The 20,875-nt window shown below is 64.9% G+C and carries 35 protein-coding genes and 1 tRNA gene; 20 read left to right on the top strand and 16 right to left on the bottom strand.

Features of this window, described 5'->3' with window-relative positions:
* The 5 genes from MMSR116_RS29040 to MMSR116_RS29020 are packed head-to-tail and all read right to left on the bottom strand — an operon-like array spanning position 1 to position 1,885.
* Positions 1 to 375 carry a hypothetical protein gene (locus MMSR116_RS29040; protein ID WP_010684402.1) on the bottom strand — a complete coding sequence of 125 codons (375 nt, stop codon included), beginning with the start codon at positions 373 to 375 and terminating at the stop codon, positions 1 to 3.
* A 1-nt stretch (position 376) separates the two neighbouring features.
* Positions 377 to 649, bottom strand: a complete 273-nt coding sequence (locus MMSR116_RS29035) for a hypothetical protein (RefSeq protein WP_010684401.1) — start codon at positions 647 to 649, stop codon at positions 377 to 379.
* Positions 649 to 1,164, bottom strand: a complete 516-nt coding sequence (locus MMSR116_RS29030; RefSeq protein WP_010684400.1) for a hypothetical protein — start codon at positions 1,162 to 1,164, stop codon at positions 649 to 651. Before MMSR116_RS29030 ends, MMSR116_RS29035 begins: the two co-directional genes overlap by 1 nt.
* A complete protein-coding gene (locus MMSR116_RS29025) occupies positions 1,164 to 1,583 on the bottom strand; it encodes an HNH endonuclease (RefSeq protein ID WP_039893399.1) in 420 nt (139 codons plus the stop codon). Before MMSR116_RS29025 ends, MMSR116_RS29030 begins: the two co-directional genes overlap by 1 nt.
* On the bottom strand, positions 1,583 to 1,885 hold the full coding sequence (locus MMSR116_RS29020; protein WP_010684399.1) for a hypothetical protein: 303 nt from the start codon (positions 1,883 to 1,885) through the stop codon (positions 1,583 to 1,585). The genes MMSR116_RS29025 and MMSR116_RS29020 overlap by 1 nt, the downstream gene beginning before the upstream one ends.
* A gap of 173 nt (positions 1,886 to 2,058) precedes the next feature.
* On the opposite strand from MMSR116_RS29020, the gene MMSR116_RS29015 reads away from it, so the two are divergent.
* Both MMSR116_RS29015 and MMSR116_RS29010 read left to right on the top strand, forming a co-directional pair.
* Positions 2,059 to 2,265, top strand: coding sequence for a hypothetical protein (locus MMSR116_RS29015; RefSeq protein ID WP_010684398.1), 207 nt, complete (start codon positions 2,059 to 2,061; stop codon positions 2,263 to 2,265).
* Between the two features lie 41 nt (positions 2,266 to 2,306).
* The gene (locus MMSR116_RS29010; protein ID WP_010684397.1) at positions 2,307 to 2,573 is read left to right on the top strand and encodes a hypothetical protein; all 267 of its coding nucleotides are present in this window, start codon (positions 2,307 to 2,309) and stop codon (positions 2,571 to 2,573) included.
* Between the two features lie 227 nt (positions 2,574 to 2,800).
* On the opposite strand, the gene MMSR116_RS29005 is transcribed toward MMSR116_RS29010, so the two are convergent.
* Complete coding sequence (locus MMSR116_RS29005; protein WP_010684396.1) at positions 2,801 to 2,986, bottom strand: hypothetical protein; 186 nt, start codon at positions 2,984 to 2,986, stop codon at positions 2,801 to 2,803.
* Positions 2,987 to 3,291: 305 nt separating this feature from the next.
* Here MMSR116_RS29005 and MMSR116_RS29000 point away from each other — a divergent pair, with 305 nt between their 5' ends.
* Positions 3,292 to 3,531, top strand: a complete 240-nt coding sequence (locus tag MMSR116_RS29000; protein WP_010684395.1) for a DUF6894 family protein — start codon at positions 3,292 to 3,294, stop codon at positions 3,529 to 3,531.
* Positions 3,532 to 4,373: 842 nt separating this feature from the next.
* On the opposite strand, the gene MMSR116_RS28995 is transcribed toward MMSR116_RS29000, so the two are convergent.
* The 7 genes from MMSR116_RS28995 to MMSR116_RS28965 form a co-directional block, all read right to left on the bottom strand.
* Positions 4,374 to 4,649, bottom strand: coding sequence for a hypothetical protein (locus MMSR116_RS28995; protein ID WP_244625557.1), 276 nt, complete (start codon positions 4,647 to 4,649; stop codon positions 4,374 to 4,376).
* 192 nt (positions 4,650 to 4,841) lie between these two features.
* Entirely contained in the window at positions 4,842 to 5,774 is a 933-nt protein-coding gene (locus MMSR116_RS28990; protein WP_158169226.1) for a hypothetical protein, read from the bottom strand.
* Between the two features lie 26 nt (positions 5,775 to 5,800).
* Positions 5,801 to 6,058, bottom strand: a complete 258-nt coding sequence (locus tag MMSR116_RS28985; RefSeq protein ID WP_010684392.1) for a hypothetical protein — start codon at positions 6,056 to 6,058, stop codon at positions 5,801 to 5,803.
* 11 nt (positions 6,059 to 6,069) lie between these two features.
* The gene (locus MMSR116_RS28980) at positions 6,070 to 6,381 is read right to left on the bottom strand and encodes a helix-turn-helix domain-containing protein (RefSeq protein WP_158169224.1); all 312 of its coding nucleotides are present in this window, start codon (positions 6,379 to 6,381) and stop codon (positions 6,070 to 6,072) included.
* 41 nt (positions 6,382 to 6,422) lie between these two features.
* Positions 6,423 to 6,992: a hypothetical protein gene (locus tag MMSR116_RS28975; protein ID WP_158169222.1), complete on the bottom strand. Its 570-nt coding sequence runs from the start codon at positions 6,990 to 6,992 to the stop codon at positions 6,423 to 6,425.
* 38 nt (positions 6,993 to 7,030) lie between these two features.
* Positions 7,031 to 7,291 (bottom strand): hypothetical protein, encoded by a 261-nt coding sequence (locus MMSR116_RS28970; protein ID WP_010684390.1) that lies wholly within the window; start codon positions 7,289 to 7,291, stop codon positions 7,031 to 7,033.
* A 140-nt stretch (positions 7,292 to 7,431) separates the two neighbouring features.
* Positions 7,432 to 7,734, bottom strand: a complete 303-nt coding sequence (locus tag MMSR116_RS28965) for an ogr/Delta-like zinc finger family protein (protein ID WP_010684389.1) — start codon at positions 7,732 to 7,734, stop codon at positions 7,432 to 7,434.
* A 73-nt stretch (positions 7,735 to 7,807) separates the two neighbouring features.
* Here MMSR116_RS28965 and MMSR116_RS32110 point away from each other — a divergent pair, with 73 nt between their 5' ends.
* The 10 genes from MMSR116_RS32110 (at position 7,808) to MMSR116_RS28915 (ending at position 11,948) form a co-directional block, all read left to right on the top strand.
* Positions 7,808 to 7,951 (top strand): hypothetical protein, encoded by a 144-nt coding sequence (locus tag MMSR116_RS32110; protein ID WP_244625556.1) that lies wholly within the window; start codon positions 7,808 to 7,810, stop codon positions 7,949 to 7,951.
* Complete coding sequence (locus tag MMSR116_RS28955) at positions 7,948 to 8,448, top strand: hypothetical protein (RefSeq protein WP_010684387.1); 501 nt, start codon at positions 7,948 to 7,950, stop codon at positions 8,446 to 8,448. Before MMSR116_RS32110 ends, MMSR116_RS28955 begins: the two co-directional genes overlap by 4 nt.
* Positions 8,449 to 8,667, top strand: coding sequence for a hypothetical protein (locus tag MMSR116_RS28950; protein WP_010684386.1), 219 nt, complete (start codon positions 8,449 to 8,451; stop codon positions 8,665 to 8,667).
* A 423-nt stretch (positions 8,668 to 9,090) separates the two neighbouring features.
* A tRNA-Trp gene (locus MMSR116_RS28945) sits at positions 9,091 to 9,163 on the top strand.
* A 127-nt stretch (positions 9,164 to 9,290) separates the two neighbouring features.
* A complete protein-coding gene (locus tag MMSR116_RS28940; RefSeq protein WP_158169220.1) occupies positions 9,291 to 9,722 on the top strand; it encodes a hypothetical protein in 432 nt (143 codons plus the stop codon).
* Complete coding sequence (locus MMSR116_RS28935) at positions 9,719 to 9,919, top strand: hypothetical protein (RefSeq protein ID WP_010684383.1); 201 nt, start codon at positions 9,719 to 9,721, stop codon at positions 9,917 to 9,919. The genes MMSR116_RS28940 and MMSR116_RS28935 overlap by 4 nt, the downstream gene beginning before the upstream one ends.
* 229 nt (positions 9,920 to 10,148) lie before the next feature.
* Positions 10,149 to 11,036, top strand: coding sequence for a TAXI family TRAP transporter solute-binding subunit (locus MMSR116_RS28930; RefSeq protein WP_010684381.1), 888 nt, complete (start codon positions 10,149 to 10,151; stop codon positions 11,034 to 11,036).
* Between the two features lie 4 nt (positions 11,037 to 11,040).
* Entirely contained in the window at positions 11,041 to 11,241 is a 201-nt protein-coding gene (locus MMSR116_RS28925; protein WP_010684380.1) for a hypothetical protein, read from the top strand.
* Position 11,242: 1 nt separating this feature from the next.
* The gene (locus MMSR116_RS28920; protein ID WP_010684379.1) at positions 11,243 to 11,443 is read left to right on the top strand and encodes a hypothetical protein; all 201 of its coding nucleotides are present in this window, start codon (positions 11,243 to 11,245) and stop codon (positions 11,441 to 11,443) included.
* A 55-nt stretch (positions 11,444 to 11,498) separates the two neighbouring features.
* Complete coding sequence (locus tag MMSR116_RS28915) at positions 11,499 to 11,948, top strand: hypothetical protein (RefSeq protein WP_010684378.1); 450 nt, start codon at positions 11,499 to 11,501, stop codon at positions 11,946 to 11,948.
* Here the strand turns inward: MMSR116_RS28915 and MMSR116_RS28910 are convergent.
* A protein-coding gene (locus MMSR116_RS28910) for an IS630 family transposase (RefSeq protein ID WP_085988030.1) occupies positions 11,893 to 12,836 on the bottom strand; the annotation gives its coding sequence in 2 pieces (ribosomal slippage) (positions 11,893 to 12,500 and positions 12,500 to 12,836; 945 coding nt in all). The genes MMSR116_RS28915 and MMSR116_RS28910 overlap by 56 nt on opposite strands.
* A 124-nt stretch (positions 12,837 to 12,960) precedes the next feature.
* On the opposite strand from MMSR116_RS28910, the gene MMSR116_RS28905 reads away from it, so the two are divergent.
* Positions 12,961 to 13,452, top strand: coding sequence for an MT-A70 family methyltransferase (locus MMSR116_RS28905; RefSeq protein ID WP_106428272.1), 492 nt, complete (start codon positions 12,961 to 12,963; stop codon positions 13,450 to 13,452).
* Positions 13,453 to 13,463: 11 nt separating this feature from the next.
* Here MMSR116_RS28905 and MMSR116_RS31520 read toward each other — a convergent pair whose 3' ends face one another.
* Positions 13,464 to 13,640: a hypothetical protein gene (locus MMSR116_RS31520; protein WP_010684374.1), complete on the bottom strand. Its 177-nt coding sequence runs from the start codon at positions 13,638 to 13,640 to the stop codon at positions 13,464 to 13,466.
* Positions 13,641 to 13,868: 228 nt separating this feature from the next.
* On the opposite strand from MMSR116_RS31520, the gene MMSR116_RS28900 reads away from it, so the two are divergent.
* From MMSR116_RS28900 to MMSR116_RS28885, 4 genes are all read left to right on the top strand, one after another.
* Complete coding sequence (locus MMSR116_RS28900) at positions 13,869 to 14,252, top strand: hypothetical protein (protein ID WP_010684373.1); 384 nt, start codon at positions 13,869 to 13,871, stop codon at positions 14,250 to 14,252.
* Positions 14,253 to 14,596: 344 nt separating this feature from the next.
* On the top strand, positions 14,597 to 15,448 hold the full coding sequence (locus MMSR116_RS32630; RefSeq protein ID WP_158169218.1) for a helix-turn-helix domain-containing protein: 852 nt from the start codon (positions 14,597 to 14,599) through the stop codon (positions 15,446 to 15,448).
* Positions 15,449 to 15,460: 12 nt separating this feature from the next.
* Positions 15,461 to 16,279 (top strand): hypothetical protein, encoded by an 819-nt coding sequence (locus MMSR116_RS28890; RefSeq protein WP_158169216.1) that lies wholly within the window; start codon positions 15,461 to 15,463, stop codon positions 16,277 to 16,279.
* A 58-nt stretch (positions 16,280 to 16,337) separates the two neighbouring features.
* Entirely contained in the window at positions 16,338 to 16,781 is a 444-nt protein-coding gene (locus tag MMSR116_RS28885) for a MucR family transcriptional regulator (protein ID WP_010684370.1), read from the top strand.
* 92 nt (positions 16,782 to 16,873) lie between these two features.
* Here MMSR116_RS28885 and MMSR116_RS28880 read toward each other — a convergent pair whose 3' ends face one another.
* Positions 16,874 to 18,286 (bottom strand): FkbM family methyltransferase, encoded by a 1,413-nt coding sequence (locus MMSR116_RS28880; protein ID WP_010684369.1) that lies wholly within the window; start codon positions 18,284 to 18,286, stop codon positions 16,874 to 16,876.
* An 822-nt stretch (positions 18,287 to 19,108) separates the two neighbouring features.
* Between MMSR116_RS28880 and MMSR116_RS28875 the strand changes: the two genes are divergently transcribed.
* Together MMSR116_RS28875 and MMSR116_RS28870 are read left to right on the top strand one after the other, a co-directional pair.
* A complete protein-coding gene (locus MMSR116_RS28875; protein ID WP_010684367.1) occupies positions 19,109 to 20,200 on the top strand; it encodes a pilus assembly protein TadG-related protein in 1,092 nt (363 codons plus the stop codon).
* Between the two features lie 100 nt (positions 20,201 to 20,300).
* Complete coding sequence (locus MMSR116_RS28870) at positions 20,301 to 20,873, top strand: TadE/TadG family type IV pilus assembly protein (RefSeq protein WP_244625555.1); 573 nt, start codon at positions 20,301 to 20,303, stop codon at positions 20,871 to 20,873.
* Positions 20,874 to 20,875 lie beyond the last annotated feature (2 nt).

The following is a 20,875-nucleotide window of genomic DNA, read 5'->3' as shown; positions in this document are numbered from 1 at the left end:
TCAGGCGGCCTCCGCTCGCGCTTCACGGCGGGCGAGCGTCATCAGCCGCCCGCGGATGGAGACGGCGGGCCGGCCCAGGACCTTGCCGATCGCGCTGTTGCTCAGACCCTCGCCAGCCAGCGCCAGCAGGCGGGTGTCCTCGTCGGGCAAGAACCGGCGGACGACGTGGTCGCCTCGCTGGATGACCGCGGGGCCTCGTGCCGTCGCCGGCGTCAGGCGCGCCTTCGGATGGTCGGCGCCGAGCGCGAGGCAGATCCAGCGGACGTTCGAGGCGGAGCACCCGAACCTGCGGCCGATCTTGGGGCAGCTTTCGCCGGCCTCGCGGCGTTCGGCCATCTGCTCGCGCTGGGCGTCGGTGAAGCGGCGGGCGGGCATCTCAGGCCCTCCCCGCGCGGCGCAGGACCTGGCCGCCCGGGCGCCAGTCGACGAAGACGATGTCCCGATGCTTGACGCACCAGACCGCCGGCCGGTCCGGATGGTGGCGGACCGCCGGGCGGCCGCAGAAGCGATGCTCCGTCCCGCGCGATGAGCACGGGTAGCGGCACTGGCAGGCATCGAGCTGCTCCAGCCGATAGGTACCGAAATCCGGTACCTGCTCGGCGACCGGAGGCGGCTCGGGCGCGGGCTGCGGGCGGGCACTGACGGCCATCAGGCGACCTCCCTCGCGGGAGAGCGCACAGTGATCGCGGCGATCGCGTCCGCATCCCAGATGCAGCCCGAGGCGCAGTCCCAGCCGTAGTACCAGAGGCCGCCGTCGAACCGGCGGTCGTAGCGGTAGGCCTCGGCGACGGCCTTCCAGTCGATGTACATGAGGTAGTCGGAGGGCACGAAGCGCTCGGTGCGCCCGTACTGGCCGGCGAAGGCGTCGAAGTCGTCGACGGTCGCGATGAGCAGGATCCGCGCGCCCGCCGCGGGCTGGACGTCGTGGACGACCCGCAGCCGGTAGAGGTGATCCCCAGCCTCCGCCTCAACGTAGTCCGGCCAGCTGAAGCTGCCCGCGTCGGCCGACACCCACAACCCGTACGGCTTGAAGTGGGGCTCCGGACGCTGGGCCACGGAGTAGACGCGACGGACAGGGTCGGCGCCGTAGTGCGTCAGCGCCGGGATCGAGGCGATCGGCGCGTGGGCGAGCGGCAGGCCGCCGAACATCGAAGCGGCCGCCATTACAGGTCCCTCACGTCGATGACGCCGGGACGGCGCGGCAGGATCGCGCCCGTGGCGCGGTCGCGCCTGACACCGCCGAAACCGTTCGAGGTCCGGAAGAAGCTCGACCCCACCATCGGGCGGCAGGGTGCCTTCGTGCCAGCGTGGCGCTCGGCCTGCCGGCGCGTCTTGTCGATCGCCCGGCGATCGGCCGAGTACTTCGCGCGATCGCAGGGCAGGCAGAGCACCTGGCAATTGTCGAGCGTCGGGCGGCCGCCGTTGGCGTCCGGGATGACGTGATCGAAGATCCGGCCGCCGGGCGGGATGGCACAGGGGCAGCGCTCGCCCGGGCGAAGCTCACCCTCGCAGCGGCCGGCGGCACGCTCCAGCGCCTTTGCGCGGACGGCCTTCGGGAAGTTCTGGCGCTGGCGAGCGGCCATCAGAACGCGCCCACGACGCGGCGTGGCCGGATGGCGGGCGCAGCGCGCTCGTCCAGATCCCGCAGGGCCACCGCCGCCGTGCGCAGATCCGCGAACACGGGATCGACCAGGACCTCACCGACGTGGAGGCAGACGATCTCCGGACCGGCCTCGCCCCTCAGCTCGGCGCAGTAGAAGCCCTCACCGAAGGCGGGACTGAGGATGGTGCCGAGGATGAGGGAGCCGTCGGCACGGGGGCGGCCGATGCGGGTGCCGCGGGGGAGATGCGGCGGCTTAGGGCGAGCGAAGTTGGTGGTGAGCACGGCGGTGGCTCCATCGCGATGAGCGAGAGCCAGATCATATACACAGATTGGGTATACGCAAGCGATAAATACACAGAATGTGTATCTAGGACGATGGATCTATCCACAGTGCGTGGAAATTCCCTTGCCTGCATGTTCGCTCTTTGTTCTGATGATTGTCCAAGGAGGCGCCCTTGGCAACCGACGACGAACCCGATGTCAGCCTCAGCGAGCGCGATTTGCGAGCGCTCGCGATGGAGCTGGCTCTGCAATTACCTAGAAATGAGAAAGATGCCCAGCATGTCCTGGATCTGATGCGAGTTGGCTACGATTATTTTCTCTGTGAAATGGATAAACCAAAGCAGATCGGGAAAATCGTTAAAGGGCGATTTCGGAGATAGTCAGAGATACTCGGCGATCAAAATTTGGAGGGATAAGCCTAATGGCCCTAAAGCCCATTGTCGCCCACAGCGTCCAGTTGTTCGTCCTGGTAAAGGGCAAGCTCGCCCTCGGCAACCGTATCGACTGCAATGCGCCTGAGGAGGCCTGCCGGGTCGCCGAGGAGCGCGTCAACAGAGGCCGAGCGATTGGCGCAGCCGCCTTCACCCGCACGGTCGTGGATCCGGACTACGACGATGGCGGAGAGCCGGTGACGCTGGCGATTTTCGGGAAGGTGCCGGCAGGGCTGGCGGATCAGCTGCCGTTCTGAAAGAGGCGCCCCGCACGCCGGCGGGCGGCAGGGCGCAGTCAGTCTCAGAATACGCGAGCGTCAGGGCGTTACTTTGAAGCCCGCGAAACACCGAGCCGGTACGGGAAGAACTGCGCCGGCCCGACCGCGCGAGCTTAGGCCGATCACAGTCACGCACATTCACCTGGATGGACAAGCTATACGTCGGTCGCACACGTGAAGTTTGGGCCGTGCCGTTCTCCAGCGCATCACACCAGGCGCAGCTCTCCTGGCTTGAGGCCCATGCGACGAGCCATGTCACGCGACAGGCCGCCCACGATCTCAAGCCTCGCCCGCGGCGGCGCGGAGAGCGCGATCGCCTCCAATGCCTCGTCTGCCGTCGTCGCCAGCACCGCGTAGACGCGCACGGCCTCGCGGCGCTGCGTGACGGACACAAGGTAGGCTTTCCGCTTCGACTTGGTCACATGAGCCGGCTAACGGATCTGCGGCTCGCCGTCATCCTATCGACGGCTCGGAGCCGGTGACGCCGGCGATCTTCGGAGAAGGGCCACCAAAGCTGGCAGAACAGCTGCCGTTCTAGTGGCGGCGGAACACGACGCCGCCGCCAGACAGCGCAGCTCTTAACATGCTTTAGGATGCGACATTCTGTCAGGTGCTAGGCGATCCTCGTTCGCCGACAAACGTTGGGCCCGGGTGCAGGCGGACGCTGATCTACCACTTACTCCAGTCTGGAGAGTCCATGCCCCGCTTCTTTTTCAGCGTCCACAACGGCCGCAGCGAACTCGACACCGAGGGGACTGAGTTGACCAGCCATCACGCCGCGCGCCTTGCAGCCGTACACATGGCCGGCGAGCTCCTTCGAGACGAGGCTTATCAGCCCATGCATGGTGACGCCTGGCGCCTGGAAGTTCTGGACGAAACGAGTCGGCTCGTTTGCTGCGTCGAAGTGAACGTCAGCGAGCCAGGCACAGATAGATAGCGGAAGCTCGCAGCCGGTGACGCTGGCGATCTTCAGGAAGGTGCCGACAGGATTTGCGGATCAACTGCCCTTCTGACTGTGACCCCATCGCTCTAGCGACGAGCGGTTGCGCATGCCACGCCGCGCTTATGACGAAAACTGCCCGCCAGACCTGCGAAGTTAGGATCGGGAACGCCTGGCATGCCGTGAGCCTCGAGGAGGCGGCCACCGAACACGTCATGGCCGTCAAACGCTGCCCAGCCTGCCACGGGAAGGTGATGATCCTCGGGGCCTACAGCGGTGGAGGCGTTCGCCGCTCGCTGTCGCACCGGAAGTCGCATCCGGGCTGCCCGCTGAAGCCCGACACATACACTGGTACGCCATCTCCGCATCCGCAGGCGCTGGCTTAGGCTCGGAGCCGATCACGATGGCGATCGTCGGAAGGGTGTCGCCGGGGCCGGTTGATCAGCTGTCGTTCTGACTTGGCTATGCCCAAGCTCGCGTGGCAGTCTCCGCCCATGCCCGCACCCATCGCCGACACCTGCGAAGTGAAGAGCCACGGCGTCTGGGTCGCCGTCAGCTTGGAGGTGGCGGCCATCGTCTATGGAAGGGATGTCCAACGGTGCCCGGCCTGCCACGGGCGGGTTATGATTCTGGGCGGCGCCAGCGGGTCCAACACGACGCGCGCGATGCACCACCAGCAGCCGCACCGTGGTTGCCCGCTGATGCCGGACACGTTCTCTGGCAGGCGATCCCAGCATCCGCAGCCGCTGACGTAGGGGCGGATCCGTTGACGCTGGCGATCTTCGGGACGGTGCCGTCGTGACTGGCGGATCAGCTGCCGTTCTGAGCCGCGCGGATCATCACTTCTGATTGCTGTCGCTGTTCCGCTGCTTGCACCGCCACCCGACGAAGCAGGCCGGCACGTCGACTGTCGGCTCGTAGGCGGGCGCGCTCGTTTCGTCCTGCTCACAGGTACCACCGTCCCGATGGACGGTCTCGTAAATCAGATCGCTCGACGCGAGCACCGCATTCCCGGACCGGGCGACGAAGGCCTTCAAATCAGCGCAGGTGAAGGTGCGGGTGTAGGTGCGGCCCTGCGCGATGGCGCCAGTGGAGGCAATCAGGAGGACGGCCACAACTGCATTCGATATGAAGCGCATGACGTCCTGCGGGGCTGCGGGCGATGCCAACCATGGTGCGCCTTAGCGCATCCGGTGACTACGCCCGACGGCGCGGCATAGGTACGCTGGCGATCTTCGGGAAGGTGCCGCCGGGGCTGGCGGATCAGCTGCCGTTCTAGTCTCGAACTGCATGAAATCAATCTCCGCCTACGGATGTGGCTTACGGGGCGCTATGATTATCCGCATGGTCTCATTAGGCAAAGTATCGTCAGTCGTCACCGCAATAGACCCTAAGGCAGAGATCAGCGCTCTAAATAAGTTTGTTAGAGCTGTGCTTGGCGTATCCTTCAACCGATAATTCCGTACGCTCATAGCGGCCGCTAAGGGCGCAGCAATCGTCACCCCGCCAGGCTGCCCACCAGCCAGCGCCGCTAAAGGCATGTAATCGGTGTCGACCTTTGGCCAACCCGCGTAAAGCTTAGACGTTTCAGCCGACAAAGGTGAGGGACGCTGAACTGGCCAATCTGCAGCCTTAAGACCGCCATAAATCTGCTCTGCTAAGAAACCGCACTCGGGATCATCTCTCAGGTAACTAATGTATACGAGTTGTTTTGGTCCAGTTATGAGAAAATTAGCAAAACTAAGCTGGTCGATCTGCCTGGGTCCCAATTTCGAGCGTAGCTCCTCCAATTTTAATTGAGCTTCCGCTGCTTTGGCATCAGCCTCTGAAGCTCTCGCCAGAGCATCAGTCGCACTTCTACCTGCTTCAATGCCTTCTTTGTGTGCATCCGCAACTTTACCTTCAACAATTATCTTGTAACGCTCTAGGTCCTTTTGTGCAGCCTCAGCTTCTCTTTTATGTGTTATGATGGATCCAGCCGTTGTAAACCCAACGGCAATGGCGGCAACAGCCGCGAACATGACCGCTAAGATCAGCCAGCGATCCCAATCTTCCCCTCCATAACCGAGCAACAACGTGGATGCTCTATTTTCAGGATTGGCGATGATTTCCGGGTTTTCAGCCTGTGCTTTAGCCATTATACTTATCTGGGCGCTGATTGAATATAAGAAGTAGATAGATCCGTGGGCAACAATCCCTCGAAATCTCTTAAGTCCCCCTATTAAATCGATCTTTTGCACTGACGGTATAGCCGTGTCGCCGTCAATCATTCGCTTGTCTTATTGCCGATCTGTACCATCCGCAGCCCCGCCTCCACGATCCCCCTTAGGTGCTCCAGCGCATTCACCCCGATCGGCACCCCCACCCGCTGTCCTTCCACGGTGGTCACCACCAGGACGGCCAATGCGTCCCCGACCATTAGCTCGGGATCCGGGAGGCAGATCGGCAGGATGAAGTCGGTGTGGAGGTCGCCGAACTTGACATGGGCGGCTTTGTCGGGGCGGAAGGGTTTGGGATCGGTCATGGCAAGCTCCGCTACGCGCGCTGCTTGTTGGTTCTAGTCGGGACCGGAGCTGCCGCTTCGAGCTTCTGCACTAGGTCGACCGGCATGCCTGCCAAGCTGCCATCCATGAACCAATCACGGGTCACGCCGTGCAGCCGCTTCAGCTTGGCGCACACCAGCTCACTGGGCGGACTGCGACCCTTCTCGTAGTGGCTCCAGGCGTTCGTCGAGATCCCAATTCGGTGGCATAGCTCGACCTGTGTCGATGCCACGACCGACCGAAATAGGCGAACGCGGGCAGCGACCTCATCAAGATAGCCAGACGGATACGAGACCTGGGGCATGTCCCCATTCTCGCCATTCACAGTCTGTGTATCCATGAACATCATCTGCATCTTGCCGCATACCCAAACTGTGTATATTCAAGGGGTATGGAGCCGCTTGCGAGCACGTCCGAGGTGATCGATGCCCTAGGGGGCACGGCCGCGGTCGCGCGCCTTACGGGCAGGACGATGCAGGCTGTTTCGAACTGGAGAGAACGCGGCCTCTTCACCGCCGCAGCGTACGAGCCGATAAGTAGAGCGCTGAACGAAGTCGGCTTGCGCGCCAATCCGTGCATTTGGAAGTCGCTGCCGCCGTCGGCTCTTAATTCCCAGCCCGAAAGGGCCGCCTGATGTCGGACAAGCTCCCGGGCCTTCTCGATGAAGAGGCCGTGGTCGTTCAGCTGGCCGAGGTGACGGCAGACGGCTTCCGCCGGATCAACCGCCGCGTTCAGACCGAGGACACGGAAACCCGCGTCTCCGTCACGCTCGACGTAGCCTCCGGCCGCATCGTTCTGCGGAAGGACAAATACGTTGGGACCTCGCGCCTCAGCGGTGAGGCGATGCACGTTCGCTCGACCAGTATTCCGATGACGCGCGAGGAGGCGCACGCCATCGGGGTTCGCCTGATCCACCTCGCGTCTCAAGGCGGGCCCAGCGTCCCGCCACCGCCTCAGGTCCCGGGCGATGAGCCGAACACCTCCGACATCACGTCCTCCGCTCCGTTGCGCGCAGATTTTGAGGCGCCCTCTGCGTCGAACGAGAGTGTTTCGAAGGCTGATTTCTCCGCAGCGCGGCGTACCGCGAGTTTTGTCTTCTCTCTCAAGTCTTCGTCGGCAGTTCTGTTGAGATGCATGTCGAGCAGCGTTCGCAAGATCGCTTCGACTGCACGTTGCTGGCCAAGCGCCCGCAATGCGGGATCGAGTTCGTCCATTCTCAGCTCCATGGTGGCTCGACACTTCCATGGTAGCCGGCCCGGCGAGGCTGTCGAGCGTCATGCTCCCAGCCTCGCTGGCGCTTGGCCTGTCGCCGCCCCTACCGAGGGAGTTGCCGCCTGATGCGCTCCGCCTCGCCTCAGGCCTGCTTGTTCGGGTCGAACTCTCGTTTCTCGGTGTGGCCGCACTCGGCGTTGGTGCAGGTCAGCGTCCGCTGCTGCACGCCGAAGGTCCCCCAGAGCGGATCCGCCCCCGAAGCCGTGACCTTCATCGGCTCCCCGCAGAGCGGACAGGCATCTGCCGCAGGAGCCTTCGGTCGGCCTTCCAGGGCGGCGACCCGCTCCTCCAACTCCTTCACCCGCTTCGGAAGGCCCATGACGGCCTTCCAGCCGGGCACCTGATCGAGGACCTTCAGGATGTCCGATACCGATACTCCGATCACGGCACCGCCTCACACGTTGGTCAGGGATGACCGGGGAATCGCCTCGTGGCGGCCCGTCCTGACGACCTTGAGCGTGCACGGAGTGGCTTCGGACCACAACGCCCGCCACTTGGTCGTGCGCGAGGACGGGGTGGAGCGCTTCCGGTTCAAGCTCGATGCGGATCACGCGGCGCACCTCGCGCGGCTGCTGGCTCCCGCTTCAGGAGCCGCCGCATGACGCCCGGTACCACCCCCCTCGCCGAGGCCACCGCAGACCTCGTGGCGATCGTCGCCTTCAGCGCCGCCGGCATCAGTGCCGCGATCCTGGTGGTCGGCGTCCTGATCGTCGCCATCCTGGCGGACGCGTCGCACCAGCTTCGGCGGATCGGCGATCAGCTCGGCACGCTGAACGACCACGTCCGGGCCGTTCGCGTCGAGGGCATCGACATCCACGCTGAGGCCGGCGCGATCGGCCGCCCGGCGCTCGACGCCGAGCAGCTCGTGCGCGGCGCCGGCTTCCTGATCACGCTGTGGCGGAAGGTTCTGCGGAAGGACGGCGAGGCGATCCCATCGGCCGAGCGCCTGACGCTCGACCTCGGCGAGGCCATGGGAGTCTCGTTGCCTACCCGTGAGGGCGTGGTCGCTATCACGCCCCGCGGCCAGACTGTGAGGTCCGGCCTGCTGCCCTACGGCGCCAAGCCGATCCCTGCAGTCCACGATCCGGAGGCCGCGTAGATGGCCGACCATCAGGGCACATCGCGAGTGATCGCTCGCAGCTGGTCCGTCGAGAAGACACGAGATGCAGCTGGACGAGGGGTCGTCCTGCTGCGCCTGCTCGGCGACGGTTTCAGCCTGCCGTCGATTCAACTGACGCCAGCACTCGCCGCGAGCCTGTCTGGGCGGCTCGGCCTGGCGGTCGCCGAGCTGCTCACTGAGATCGAGCGGGAGCGCTGACATGGCGCCCCGCTTTCCCATCCGGCCGTCCTCGGCCGCACCAGCTCCGGCCGGCGGTTTGGCGTCCGTCGACCGGGGACAGCCCTTCCTGGGCGTTTCCTCCCGTGACTTGGCCGGGGCCTTCGGGCTCCGGCCCCTTCCGGGAGATGTCACACGAGTTACGCGCGATGGCGCGGACAAAGCGGCCCGAGGCGACCAGGGCGACGGTGGGATGGTGGCGACGGCCCCATCGAGCCAGTCCGTTGAGAAGGTCGTGCCGGAAGCGACGGGTGCGGGCGACGGCCCAATCTCGGCCTCCGGTCCCGGCATCGTGCCGGGCAGTAATTCGCCCGATGGGGCGTCCGAGAGTGGGAGCAGGTCCCACTGCTGGCAACCGCAGCCGAAGCAACCTGCAGGCGGTGACAGCCGGAGAGACGGCACCCCATCGCTGAGCGCGTGGGCGCGGGCTGGTCTCCAAAACCAAGCCCCGGGGGTTCGACTCCTCCCAGCGGTGCCACACAGCAGAAGGGCGGCCGCATGATGCGCACCGCCCTCTTCGCCCTCCTTCACGCGCCCATCTGCCTGCAAGCGCTGGCGCGTGATCTTGCCCATCGTCTGCTCGACCTCCCGGCGAGGTCCGATCGATGACCGCCTCGCTCTTTCCGACCGGACCGATCGCCCGATCCACCTCGATGCCCACAGCATCGAGGAAATCCGTGCGAAGATCTGAGGGAGTCTTCCGAAACCTTGGGGTACTCGAACCCCAGATTTTCGGCGCGCGTATCGCCGAGTTTCTGCGGACAATCCACCCGCAGAAGACGGCCGCTTGCATCGAGGTGGACACGCAGATCTCGGCCAAGACGGTCGAGAAATGGCTGTCCGGGACCTCATCGCCGTCCGGCAACACGTACCACCGGCTGATCGAGGTCTACGGGCCCGAGCTGTTCGTGTTCGTGAACCCGGACGCGTCGCCGGCCTCCCTGCAGGAGGCGGCCCGCATCTGCCGACAGGCGCGGCTGGAGCGACAGGCGGCCAAGATCCGGCAGCAGCTCGCCGATGTCTGGAGCGGGCGATGATCGCAGTCGCCTATCTCCTGCGCGGGCTGGCCGCGCTCCTCCAGGCTTTGGCCGTGCCGTTCCTTGCGATCGGCTGGGTGGCGACGCCGATCCTGTCGACGTCCGGCTACCTGCAGGAAGTCGCCCGCCAGTGGGACCGCCGGCTGTGGTCCCGTGGAGGCCGCACCGACCTTAACCCGCCGCCGGAGGACTCGTGATGCCCGGCGCCGTCATCGCGCTCCGCGCCTATCTCGCTGAAGGCATCCGCGCGTGCAGCCTCGGCGCCCTTTGGCTCGTGGCCCTAACTGCGGTCGCGGCCGATGTCGCAGACCCCTCCCGCCCGGAATCGATCCGCCGCCCACGCGCGTGGGCCTGGCGCATCTTGCCTGTCTCCGCCCCCGTCACCCCGGACGCCGCGTCCGGCCATCCTGAGCCCTGAGGCCCTTCGTGCGCACCGCTCTCCTCGCCCTCTCCGCCTGTCTCCTGTCCAGCACGGCCGCCCTTGCCGCCGAGCCCCCGGCCTTTCGCCTCTGCACCGGCTCCGAATCCGGCAACTACTTCCGCGCCGGCCACATCCTGAAGAGCAAGGCCGGCAGCCTGAAGGTGGAGGTCGTGCCGACGCAAGGCTCGCTCGACAACCTGGACAAGCTCACCGGCGGCCAGTGCGACGGCGCCTTCGTCCAGTCCGACGCGCTGCTGGTCTACAGCTCAAAAAACGCGGCCGCGCTCTCGACCATCGAGCGCGCCGGCGTGCTCTACCAGGAGCAGGTCCACCTGCTGTGCAACCGGCAGGCGGGGGTCTCCCGGATCACGGACCTGGGCAAGGCCAACACGGTGGCGGTGGGCCCGGACGGCTCGGGCGGCCGCACCACCTGGGACGCCTTCGTGCTCGCCGACAAGAAGCGCTTCGGCCCGGTGAACGTCGACACCCGCTCCGGCGTCCGCGCGCTTTCGGCCGCCGCCGACGGCAGCCAGGTGCAGTGCGCGCTCTGGGTTGGCGCGCTCAACGCGTCCTTCATCAAGAACGACGCGCAGGGCCAGGGCGACCGCGTGGTGCTGGTGCGCTCGGACGACGGCGAGATGGTGGGCTCCGCGAAGGACGCCCGCGGCCAGCCGGTCTACGGCTACGGCGAGATCCCGGCCGGCACGTACCCCCGAATCCAGCCGTCCGGCGCGCTCTACGGGACCAAGGCGCTCGACACGATCGCGGTCGACGCCCTGTTCGTCACCGCGATCCCGTGGGTGAACGCTAACGAGCGCGCCTACGACGGTCTGCTGCGGGCTTTCACGGCCGCCAAGCCGCAGATCCAGGCCATCGCGCAGCCGCAGGACTAGGGCGATGGAGGTCCTACACACCCTCTGCGCCGCCGCGGCCGCCGTCAGCATCGTCGCCCTGATCGCCTGGGGTGCGACGTCCTGCTCGCAACAGGACCGGGATCTACGCGAGGCCTGCATCAAGGCCGGCGGCTCCGTCATCACCCCAGGGATGAATGGCGACTTCCACTGCTTGCGGATCGGCAACGCGGCGGGGGAGCACTGACATGGCCGCCCGATCCCCCTCGTTCTGGATCCTGATCGCCGCGGTCGTGGTCACCGCGATCATGGTGCATCCGAGCTTCGCCGCGCTGTTCACCGCGCCGATCGAGCTCGGCCTGCTCGTCGCCCTGCGCTGGCAGGCACGGCGCGAGGGGCGTCAGGAGGAGCGGGCGATCCGCGTGCCGCTGCGCCGGGGGTTCGTCTGATGGCCGCGATCCTCTCCATGCCCGGTCTCGCGTCGGCATGATTCCCGGGCGCGCCATGCCGCGCGCCATCCCCACTCGTAATCCCAATCCGGACCAGGGCTCGTTCATGCGTGAGCTGTCGCGGTGGAAGCCGAGCGACATTGCAGTGTCGGCGCGCCCCCTACTGGAGCGCGAGCAGGAAGCCGCCCGCGCGCGTATTTCTTTGGGCGGTAAGGGCGTGAAAATTTCACGGCCTTCGCTCGCGATGGATCGGGCCGCGGATCGCTACGGGATCACCGGCCGGACCCTGCGCAAGATTTTCGATGTCGCCGAGGCCGCGGAGGCTGACCCCGAGCGTTTCGGCCACCTCGTGGCGATGATGGACAAGGCCGGCGGCCCGGATTCGGCCCGCAAGGAACTGAACCGGATCCTGGACGAGCAGCGCGTACTGTCACTAGAGCGGTTTCGGTTTAATCGGGGTCGTATCCTGCCGCGACGAAGAAGTTTGCGGCCTCGTCGGGCGTGACGGCATCGACGAGCCGCCCGATTGTGGTCCAGAGCCCTTCGCGCGTGCGCTCGGCGGCCTTACGCAGCCGCGCCTTCAACTTCGAGAATGCCATCTCGATCGGATTGAAATCCGGCGAGTAGGGCGGGAGGAACAGGAGCCGCGCGCCCGCCGCCTCGATCGCCGCGCGCACGGCCAGGCCTTTGTGGCTGCCGAGATTGTCCATGATCACGATGTCCCCGGGTGCGAGTTCGGGCACCAGGACCTGATCGACGTAGACTTGGAAGGCGTCGCGGTTGATCGGCCCGTCGAGCACGAACGGCGCGGCGATCCCGGACAGGCGCAGGCCCGCCACCAGGGTGGTGGTCTTCCAATGACCGTGCGGGACGGGGGAGCGCAGCCGCTGGCCGCGGGGACAGCGCCCGCGGGTGCGGGCCATGTTGGTGGCGGTCCACGTCTCGTCGAGGAACACCAGCCGGTCCGGGTCGAGATCGGGCTGGCTCTCGAACCACGCTTCCCGGGCGGCCTTCACGTCCGGCCGATCCTGCTCTGCGGCGTGGGCCGTCTTTTTTTGTACGTCAGGTCGCGCGCGTCGAGGAAGGCCCACAGCGTGCCGAGCCCGACGGTGAGGCCATGCTCGTCCTGCAACCGGGCGCGCATCTCCTCCAGGGTGATGTCAACCTTCTCGTCGATCAGCGTACGCAGGAACGTCTCGTACGGGTCGAGCTTGGAGCGGCGGGCACGCCCCTGCGGCCGGGCGGCCACCGTCCCAGTCGCGGCGAGCGCCGCCATCCAGCGGATCGCGGTTGCTTGGCCGACCCCGAAGCGGGCGGCCGCCTGACGGCGCGAGGTCGCCGCAGCCGCGGTCACCACCCGCTCGCGCAGGTCCAAGCTGTAGGGGCGGCCCATGCATCACTCCGGCTGTCGACCGGCCGAGTGAATCAGCCTCCCAGCGCCGCGTGAACCCCACCAAGCCGACTCAGCCCAAACCGAAAACGCTCTAGTGCCGGTGGACGGCCGATTCCGCACACTCGTGGTCGATCCGCCTTGGGCGGAGGACAACATCTCCCGCGCGGCCGGGCACGACTACGCGACGATGCCGCTCGACGAGATTCGCGGGATGCCGATCGCGGATTGGGCCGAGGAGAACTGCCACCTCTACCTGTGGGCGACGAACAACACTCTCGGGCTCGCCTTCGAGCTGATCGCGGGATGGGGCTTCGCCTACAAGACCGTCCACACTTGGACGAAATCGACGATTGGGCTGGGCCGCTACTTCCGCAACAGCACGGAGCACGTGCTCTTCGCCGTGCGCGGCGAGCTGCGGACGCTGCGGCCTGCTCGCTCCGTTCGGACCGATCACGACTGGCCGGTGGGCGCCAACTCGGTGAAGCCCGAGGGCTTCTACGACCTGGTGCGCGCCTGCAGCTACCCCCCCTACGGTGAGGCCTTCCAGCGGCTGGCCCGGCCGGACTTCTGCAACCTCTATCAGGCGCCGGCGGCCGCGCGCGAGGCGGCCGAATGAGTGCCGCGCAGCTACCCTTCGGCCTTGTCGGCCTGCCCCTGCTTGGCCCCACCTTTCGGGTCGGTGGCGTCCTCGCCGGCGGCTTCCGGCGCCGTCCGCCCCTGCGGGGTCAGCCGCGGCCGGTCGATCGAGAGATCGTCCAAGTCCTCGCCCGGCCGTTCGCTCGCGCTCTTCTTATCGTCCGTCATGACGCTTCCTCCTACGGTACGAATCGCGCGCAGGCTCGGAAGGTTCATCGCGCCGCGCTCCCACCGCCCCCGACGCCACCGGCGTCACCCGGACCGGACGCCTAGCGTGGCGCCCGGGAGCAGGCCGCAGAGCGGCCCCGACTCCCGAAAGACTCGGACTCCATCCGGATTCCCGGCCCTCCCAAGCTGCCACTCCGCCTACACGCAGCAAACCTCCCGAGGTCATCGATGAGCACACCCACCACTCCGGTGCTGATGTCGGCTGACAATCCGGACGGCTGGAAGTTCGAGGAGCTGCTCGCGCAGCTGCGCCTGGAGCTCCACGCCAAGAACGACCGGATCGCCGGCGACGCCTCGCCGACCGCCAGGATGGTCCAGGCCAACAACCTCGGCATCATCGACCTGCTCAGCGTGATCGAGGGCCGGCAGCGGGACACGCTCGCGCGCCTCGACGCGCTGCGCCCCGATCCAGGCCCGGGCGGGCCGCCGCGAATCGGCGCCGGTGCTGTCGTCACGCCTGCCCCGGTCGATCCCGCGTCGGCGATCGCCGCTCCGGCTGCGCCGCAGGCCTCCGTGCCCGCCGGCGACGCCCTGTCGACCACCTCAGCCTGAGGCCCGCACCATCATGATCATCATGCTCTGGCCCTTGCCCCGCGGTCCCCCGCGCCCGGCCCATCAGATCCTCGCGCGCCCTGCTGACGGACCCCGCCTCGTGCCCGGCTGATGCCGCCCGGCCCGGACGAGATACCGGCCTTCCGCAGGTCCTGAGCCCCCGCCTCCAGACGCCTCTCATTGGCGGAGGCCTGAGGCTCGGCCCGCGCTGCGAGCTTCCACCCGTCACACCGGCCCGATTGGCTTCGCGACCAGCGATTCAGCCGACGGGTCTTCGCGTGCCCGGAGCCGGACAGGTTTCGCGGCCGGACGCTCCAGCTTTGCCTGCACGAAGGCCAACCGCCATGAGTATCGAGGCCATCCATTTCATCATGAAGACGGAGATCCCGGACGGGATCGCCAAGCTCGTCGCCTTCGTGATCGCCGACTACGCCCACGCCGAGACCGGGCAGGCCTGGCCGAAGATCGAGACGCTGGCGCGCAAGTGCTCGCAGTCGGTCCGCACCGTCCAGCGCAAGATCCGCGTCCTGGAGGAGCTTGGCATCCTGCGGGTCGAGCAGCGCCACGCGGAGACCGGCCGACAGCGGGAGAACCTGTTCGTCCTCTACCTGCCGGGGGTCCCGCGCCCGGCGGCGAACGACCCGACATCCCCGCGTCCGGAGGCCCGGCCGAAGCGTGGGGAGGGTGACACACAGTCACCCATACCGCCGCCCGATCCAGTCACCCTCGGGGGTGTCAGCCCAGTCACCCCCGAGGGTGACACCGCTGTCACCCCTAGAGGAATCCCCCAGAAGGAATCCACCAGAAGGGAATCCCCCAGGAGAGAGACTCGGGACTCGGCGCTCCCCCCGCGTCCGCTGACGCGGCCACGGCCCCCAAGGGGGCTCCCTCTCCCCGGGCTGTTTTGTGTCCCGATGGATTCGCGCCGGAGGGGCACCACTACGCGGCGGCCGAGGCGGCTGGCTTCGACGCCGCCTTCGTCCGGCAGACCGCGGCCAGCATGCACCGCTGGTCCCACGCCAACGCGCACCGCCCGATCGCCCGGAAGGCCGACTGGGCGCTTGCCTTCGACGGGATCCTCGACACCGCGCTCCGCGAAGCCGCCGACCGCGCCGCCCGCGAGGCCCGCCGCTCCCCCGCATCCGCCCCGCCCCGCCGCTCCACGAACGGCGGCCTCGCCCTCGTCGCTGAGATGATTGGATTGCCCCATGACCCTGCCGACCTCCTCAACGTCCTCGGCCTTGAGCCGGGCCGTGACGCCGCCGCTCGCCACGCGGGAGACGGATCTGTTCATCGCGCAGTTCACGAACCGGCTGGAGGATGCGCCGGGCTCCTTCCGCCGCAAGCGGCTGCCCGTCGCTTCGGCGCCTAACCCGGCGCAGCAGGACTGGCTGGAGCGGCGCCGTGACGAGCTGCGGCGCGCGCTCACCGCCTCACCGGGCCCGGACGCGAACCGGGAGATCATGCTGCTCGTGTCCAGCAAGGCGGGCTACGGCGCCGACCCGCGGGAGCTCGCGACCAAGGTCGGCTTCTACGCCCAGGCGCTCGCCGGCGAGCCGACCTGGGCGATCGAGCGGGCCCGCATCCGGTTTCGCCAGCCGGGCTGGCGCTGTCTCTGGGACGGCAAGGGCTGCCCCTCGGACGCCGACGTCGTGGCCGAATGTCGGTACGAGACCCTTCCGATCGAGACCGAGCTCGCGAAGGTCGAGGCCATCCTCGGCGCCGAGCTCTACGACACCGGCGCCACCGACGACGACCGCGCCATCGCCGTCGCCCACTGGGAGACGGTGAAGGCCGACATGCGCGGCGAGTCCGCGATCACCGAGCAGACGGAAGGTGAGATCTCCGCCGAGCGCGCATCCATGGCCCGGGCGAACGATCGCTTCCGCGAACGCGCCCGGCGCGAAGCCGAGGCGCAGGGCCGCGGCCAGGCCATGTGGGGCCGGATCCCGATCAGCGACGAGCTCGCCCGCAAGATCGGCCTGCGGGTCCCGGTCCCCGCCGAACACGAGGAGGACGTGCACTGAGCCAACGCGCCTCGCCGGCGCGCGCAGCCGCCGGCCTCATCACCCCAGGAGAGCATCCATGCCTGAGACCCTCGACCCGATCCTCGACCTCACCGCCGGCATCGTGGCGGCCTATGTCGGCCGCCAGGCCGTGGCACCCGAAACGCTACCTGGGCTGATGCGCACGGTCCGCGACGGGCTGCTGGCGCTGCAGGGGCCGGCTGAGAAGGTCGCGCTGCCGACCCCACCCGAGTCGGCGATCGAGCGCCCGACGCCCGCCCAGATCCGCAAGTCGGTCCAGCAGGACGGCATCGTCAGCTTCATCGACGGCCGGTCGTACAAGACGATCCGCCGCCACCTCACGGCCCACGGGCTCACGCCGGCGACGTACTGCGAGCGCTACGGCCTGCCGGCCGACTACCCGATGATCGCGCCGAGCTACGCCGCGCAGCGGTCGAAGATCGCGAAGGCGATCGGGCTGGGCGTGCCGGGTGCGCACGCGAAGCGGCAGGCGACGGAGTAGCGCGGTGCCGATCTTCACGCTCACCGCCGTGACCTACGGCGGTGAGATCTGCGGCGTTGGGATCACGCCCCAGCAACGCGGTCCACGCTCCATCAGTGAGCGGCCCGCTCCGCAAAGACACGTATTGCAGACAAATGAAAGTAAGTCAGCAACGGAGAGATGATGGTTACGTACCGAGCTGACGTGACCGGGATGCTAATCTCGACCGCCTTCTGAAGTCCCGTCAAGAATTCATCGGATGTATCTATAGGTATAAAATTTTTGTCAAAGGCGTCGTTGTTTTCTGGCATTAACATCAAGAATAGTAATTTTGCTCGATCGAAGCACATATCTCGCCGATTTTCAATTTCTATAAGAGATATCGATCTATCGCATTGGAGATCTATGGTTATCGATTGCGCAACGCCATAATCCGTATGGAAAAAGAACCTTTGACCACCTTCCGGGACAGTGCCCTCAATACTGCCTTCATCGTAAGCCGAACTTAACCTGTATGACTTGCCAACAGCAATCTCTTCTAGACCTGCTGGGGCACTAAAGTTGCGCTTCCGACTGGAGAGGGCAATGAACTTCAACGCGCGCTCAATCCCATCAAGTCGACCAAGAACTTCATTCTCCATGCGATCGGATACATACTCGATTTTATCCGACAGCATCTTATGGCGCGCCTCCAACGGGCGCGGTTGCTCAAGCCAGTTTTCGTCAAGGAATAGCGGCGGCTGTCTACGAACATTTCGCCCAATATCCAGCGGATGGGGGATTATGGGTTGGAGTTTGGCGGCGCCCTCGCGACAATAATCGTTTCTGATTAAGGTGAGTTCAAGGAATACCGGCACACGGACGCCAAGCTCGGGAAGCAGAAAATCAGGGCAGCAGTTATTCGGATGGGCATGAACGCAGGTAAAGTAGCGGCTGATCTTTTCGAAAAACGGTTGGAGAATATTGATAAAGATAGATTTATCGGCAATTTTGTCCAAATCATGTAATTCTATAACTATTATCCTGAAACGTTGCAAGCTATCATCGTCTAGAGCGATAATATTTCGGTATTCGGCACCCTCAATGTCCATCTGCAACATCAGATCATTCTTGGACCGATCGTATTTTTGGATAAGATCGCGCAAAGAGATTGCATGCTCGCCAGCCTCGGGCTCAAGCCAAAGCTTATCGAATGTCTGCATTCCCTCAATCAAGGGTGTTTTGAATTTATTTAAATCGCTCGAGAAATCACACATATGAGTTCTAATTTCATATGTTTTACTTAAATGATCTTCAAAATTTTTGAAATTGTCAACGCCAGGAGAGAAGCAAGCTGCGATCCCGCCTATTGCATCCGGCACTAGATAAGATCCATCATCTCCGTTGCCAATTCTGATTAGCGGATACGGCGAAGGTTTAGGCCGGATGAATTTCAACACTTCATTTAGCTTTAATATATAGTCATGACTTGAAATGTCATTTGATTTAGCATCGTAGTCGATGCCGCAGAAGGTTTTTACGGTCACAGGGACATCCTTAGGATTGTCTACTCATGCCAAGCGTTGGAGGACTTGCAGGATAGCAGCGCATAGCGGTCGACCGCTGTCATACTAAGGGACTCCCGTACCGTCCAGATTGGAGACATCCGCCTAAATTGAGCGGGAGGTGGAAGAGCATCGATGCAATAACCGACGAGATCGCCGCTTCAGCATCGGGATCCAGTAGCTTGGTTGAGAAAGCATAGCCGAGATATGGCTTAGCAAACGCGGTGGTCGACCCAAGAATATGCTAGGAACGTCGAGCGACGCATTCGGCCGCGCCACCGCGTTCGATGCCGCTCCGCCAGGAAGGTCCTGATCCCCCTCGTGAGCCCTGGACCTGCGCTGACGTCGAGCACCCGACCGGTCGTACAAGATCCTGGGCGGCTTTGGTGGGGCACCGCCTGACGCCGGACACATATCGCACACGCTATGGCATGCCCGCCAGCGATCCCGTGGCGGCTCCTGGCTAAGCCGCACCCGCTCGGCGTTCGCGAACGCGATCGGACTGGGCGTGCCGGGGGCGCAAGCGAAGCGGCAGGCGGCGGTGGGGGCGGGCTGACGTCTTGGCCTCAGAGTTCCAAAGAACGTCAGGCCGTATGCCGCCCGCATTGCAGGAACCCAGATAAGCTGACAGCAGACCGACATTTAGCTTTCATTAACCATACCAAAACTGGGAAGCGCACCTAACGCTTAAATATGATCGTCTAAATAACGGCAAAAACCTGGAATTAATATTGTAACGCCAACGTGATCTCGCACCGTCTGCGCTCTCTGGTGAATGGTGGGACGCGCGTTGGGAGATCTCACATGCGTGGAAGCCTGTCGCGCCGGCTTCGTCCCTTCGCTGATGATCAGAGCGGCAACGTCGTGATGATCTTCGGGCTCAGCCTGCCGCTGCTCCTGGGCGCGGGCGGCCTCGTTATCGACTACGGCAATGCCGTGCGCATCCGGGCGGTCGAGTCCAGCATCGCCGATGCAACCGCGCTGCTCGTCGCCAACGCGGACACAGTCGCAGCAGCCACCGAGGGGCTACGTCTCGCAAGTGCTCAGCTCACCTCTCGCTTGGGCACCGCTGGCACGACCGGCGGGTATCAGGTGAATGGAAGCTGGATTGATGGCGCGAACTACCGGGTGACGATCTCGACGACGCTCAAGACGAACTTGCTCCATCTCCTGCCGGGTATGCCCCGACAACTCGTCGTCGGCACCGCGACCACCGTCAACCGAGTCGCGCCGGTCTACCAGACCAGTCCGCCGACTTTCAGCCAGCTGTCGCCCGAAGCAGCGGATTACAACCGCATCTACATGTACTGCTATTCGTCCGATCCCAAGCGTCAGGCAGAAGCCGATAAGGGCCGACGCGGCTTGGTCGCGATCGCCGACAACGGCACGCCTCCGACCGACTACTCGAAGGCCGCTCTGCCCACCTGCGGCGCCAACGAGGCTCCGAGCTACATGCTGCACAACGTGCGCAACGCCCGAAGCAACAAATCAATCTGGAACGATCCAAGCCAGGAAACTTATGAATACTACACTGACACGACTATCGATACCGGACTGCGGGTTCAGTCAATGAGCATGAAGGGCTATCGCGTTAACACGAACGGCAGCCTGACGACTGTGAACATGGTCTCGAACCCGATCTTGGAGACGATCGTCTGCGATAGCCTCAGCGCCTGTAAGAGCAAATCCGACGGTGGGATCCTGCCGAACAGCCACACGACCCACGATCCAGCGACGTCGACCGCAAGCTGCAGCGATGGCAAGTACATGTATTACGGTTGGGAGGACCGCCCACCCAACGCTGGCAGTGATCGGGATTACGACGACATCCGCGTTATCGTCTCATGCCCGACCTTGATCAAGGTAGCTGATAAGAAGCTCAGGATTGTTGAGTAATCCGAGTTCGATCGTTTATCTCATCAACAGTATCATTCTGGGGCTGTAAATGCCGTCCCGCTGCAGAAATCAGCTTCACTCGATCCGAGCGCGATTGCGTTTGGCAGCAAACCACCTCATCCGGAAGGAAGATGGTGCGGCCGCCGTCGAGTTTGCCCTGATCGCAACACCGTTCCTGAGTCTGCTTGCCGTGATCCTGCAAACCGCCCTGCTGGTCTGGACGGCGCGGAACCTCGACGATGCACTCCAGCGCGCCGGCCGAAAGATCTACACGGGTCAATTCCAGAAGGCGAATACAGGCCAGACGGACAGCAGCAAACTGCTCTCCGCAATGAAAGCGTCCATGTGCGGTACCAACACTGCACAGGTCGCGACGGCATTCGATTGCAGTTCACTCAAGCTCAACATCGCGTTGAGCACTTCCTTCGCGGCTGGCAGCGTGCCGACACCGCTCGATACGATGACGAAAGATTGGTCCTCCGGTTTCGGGAACAGCTACGCTTGCGCGCAGCCGGGAGCGATCGTTGTCTTCACCGCCGCAGTCAAATACCGCGTCGCTTTTAGCTTCCTCTATGCCGGCCTGCCCGGCTTCGGTGATGGGGCGCGTCTACTTCAATCGACGGCCGTTTTTCGTACCGAACCCTATGACACCTCTTCGGGACAGGGCTGCTGACC

This window comes from Methylobacterium mesophilicum SR1.6/6 (assembly GCF_000364445.2).
In the GTDB taxonomy this organism is placed as follows: domain Bacteria; phylum Pseudomonadota; class Alphaproteobacteria; order Rhizobiales; family Beijerinckiaceae; genus Methylobacterium; species Methylobacterium mesophilicum_A.
The sequence above is the reverse complement of the archived record's forward strand: the minus strand, read 5'-3'. Positions and strand labels throughout refer to the sequence as shown.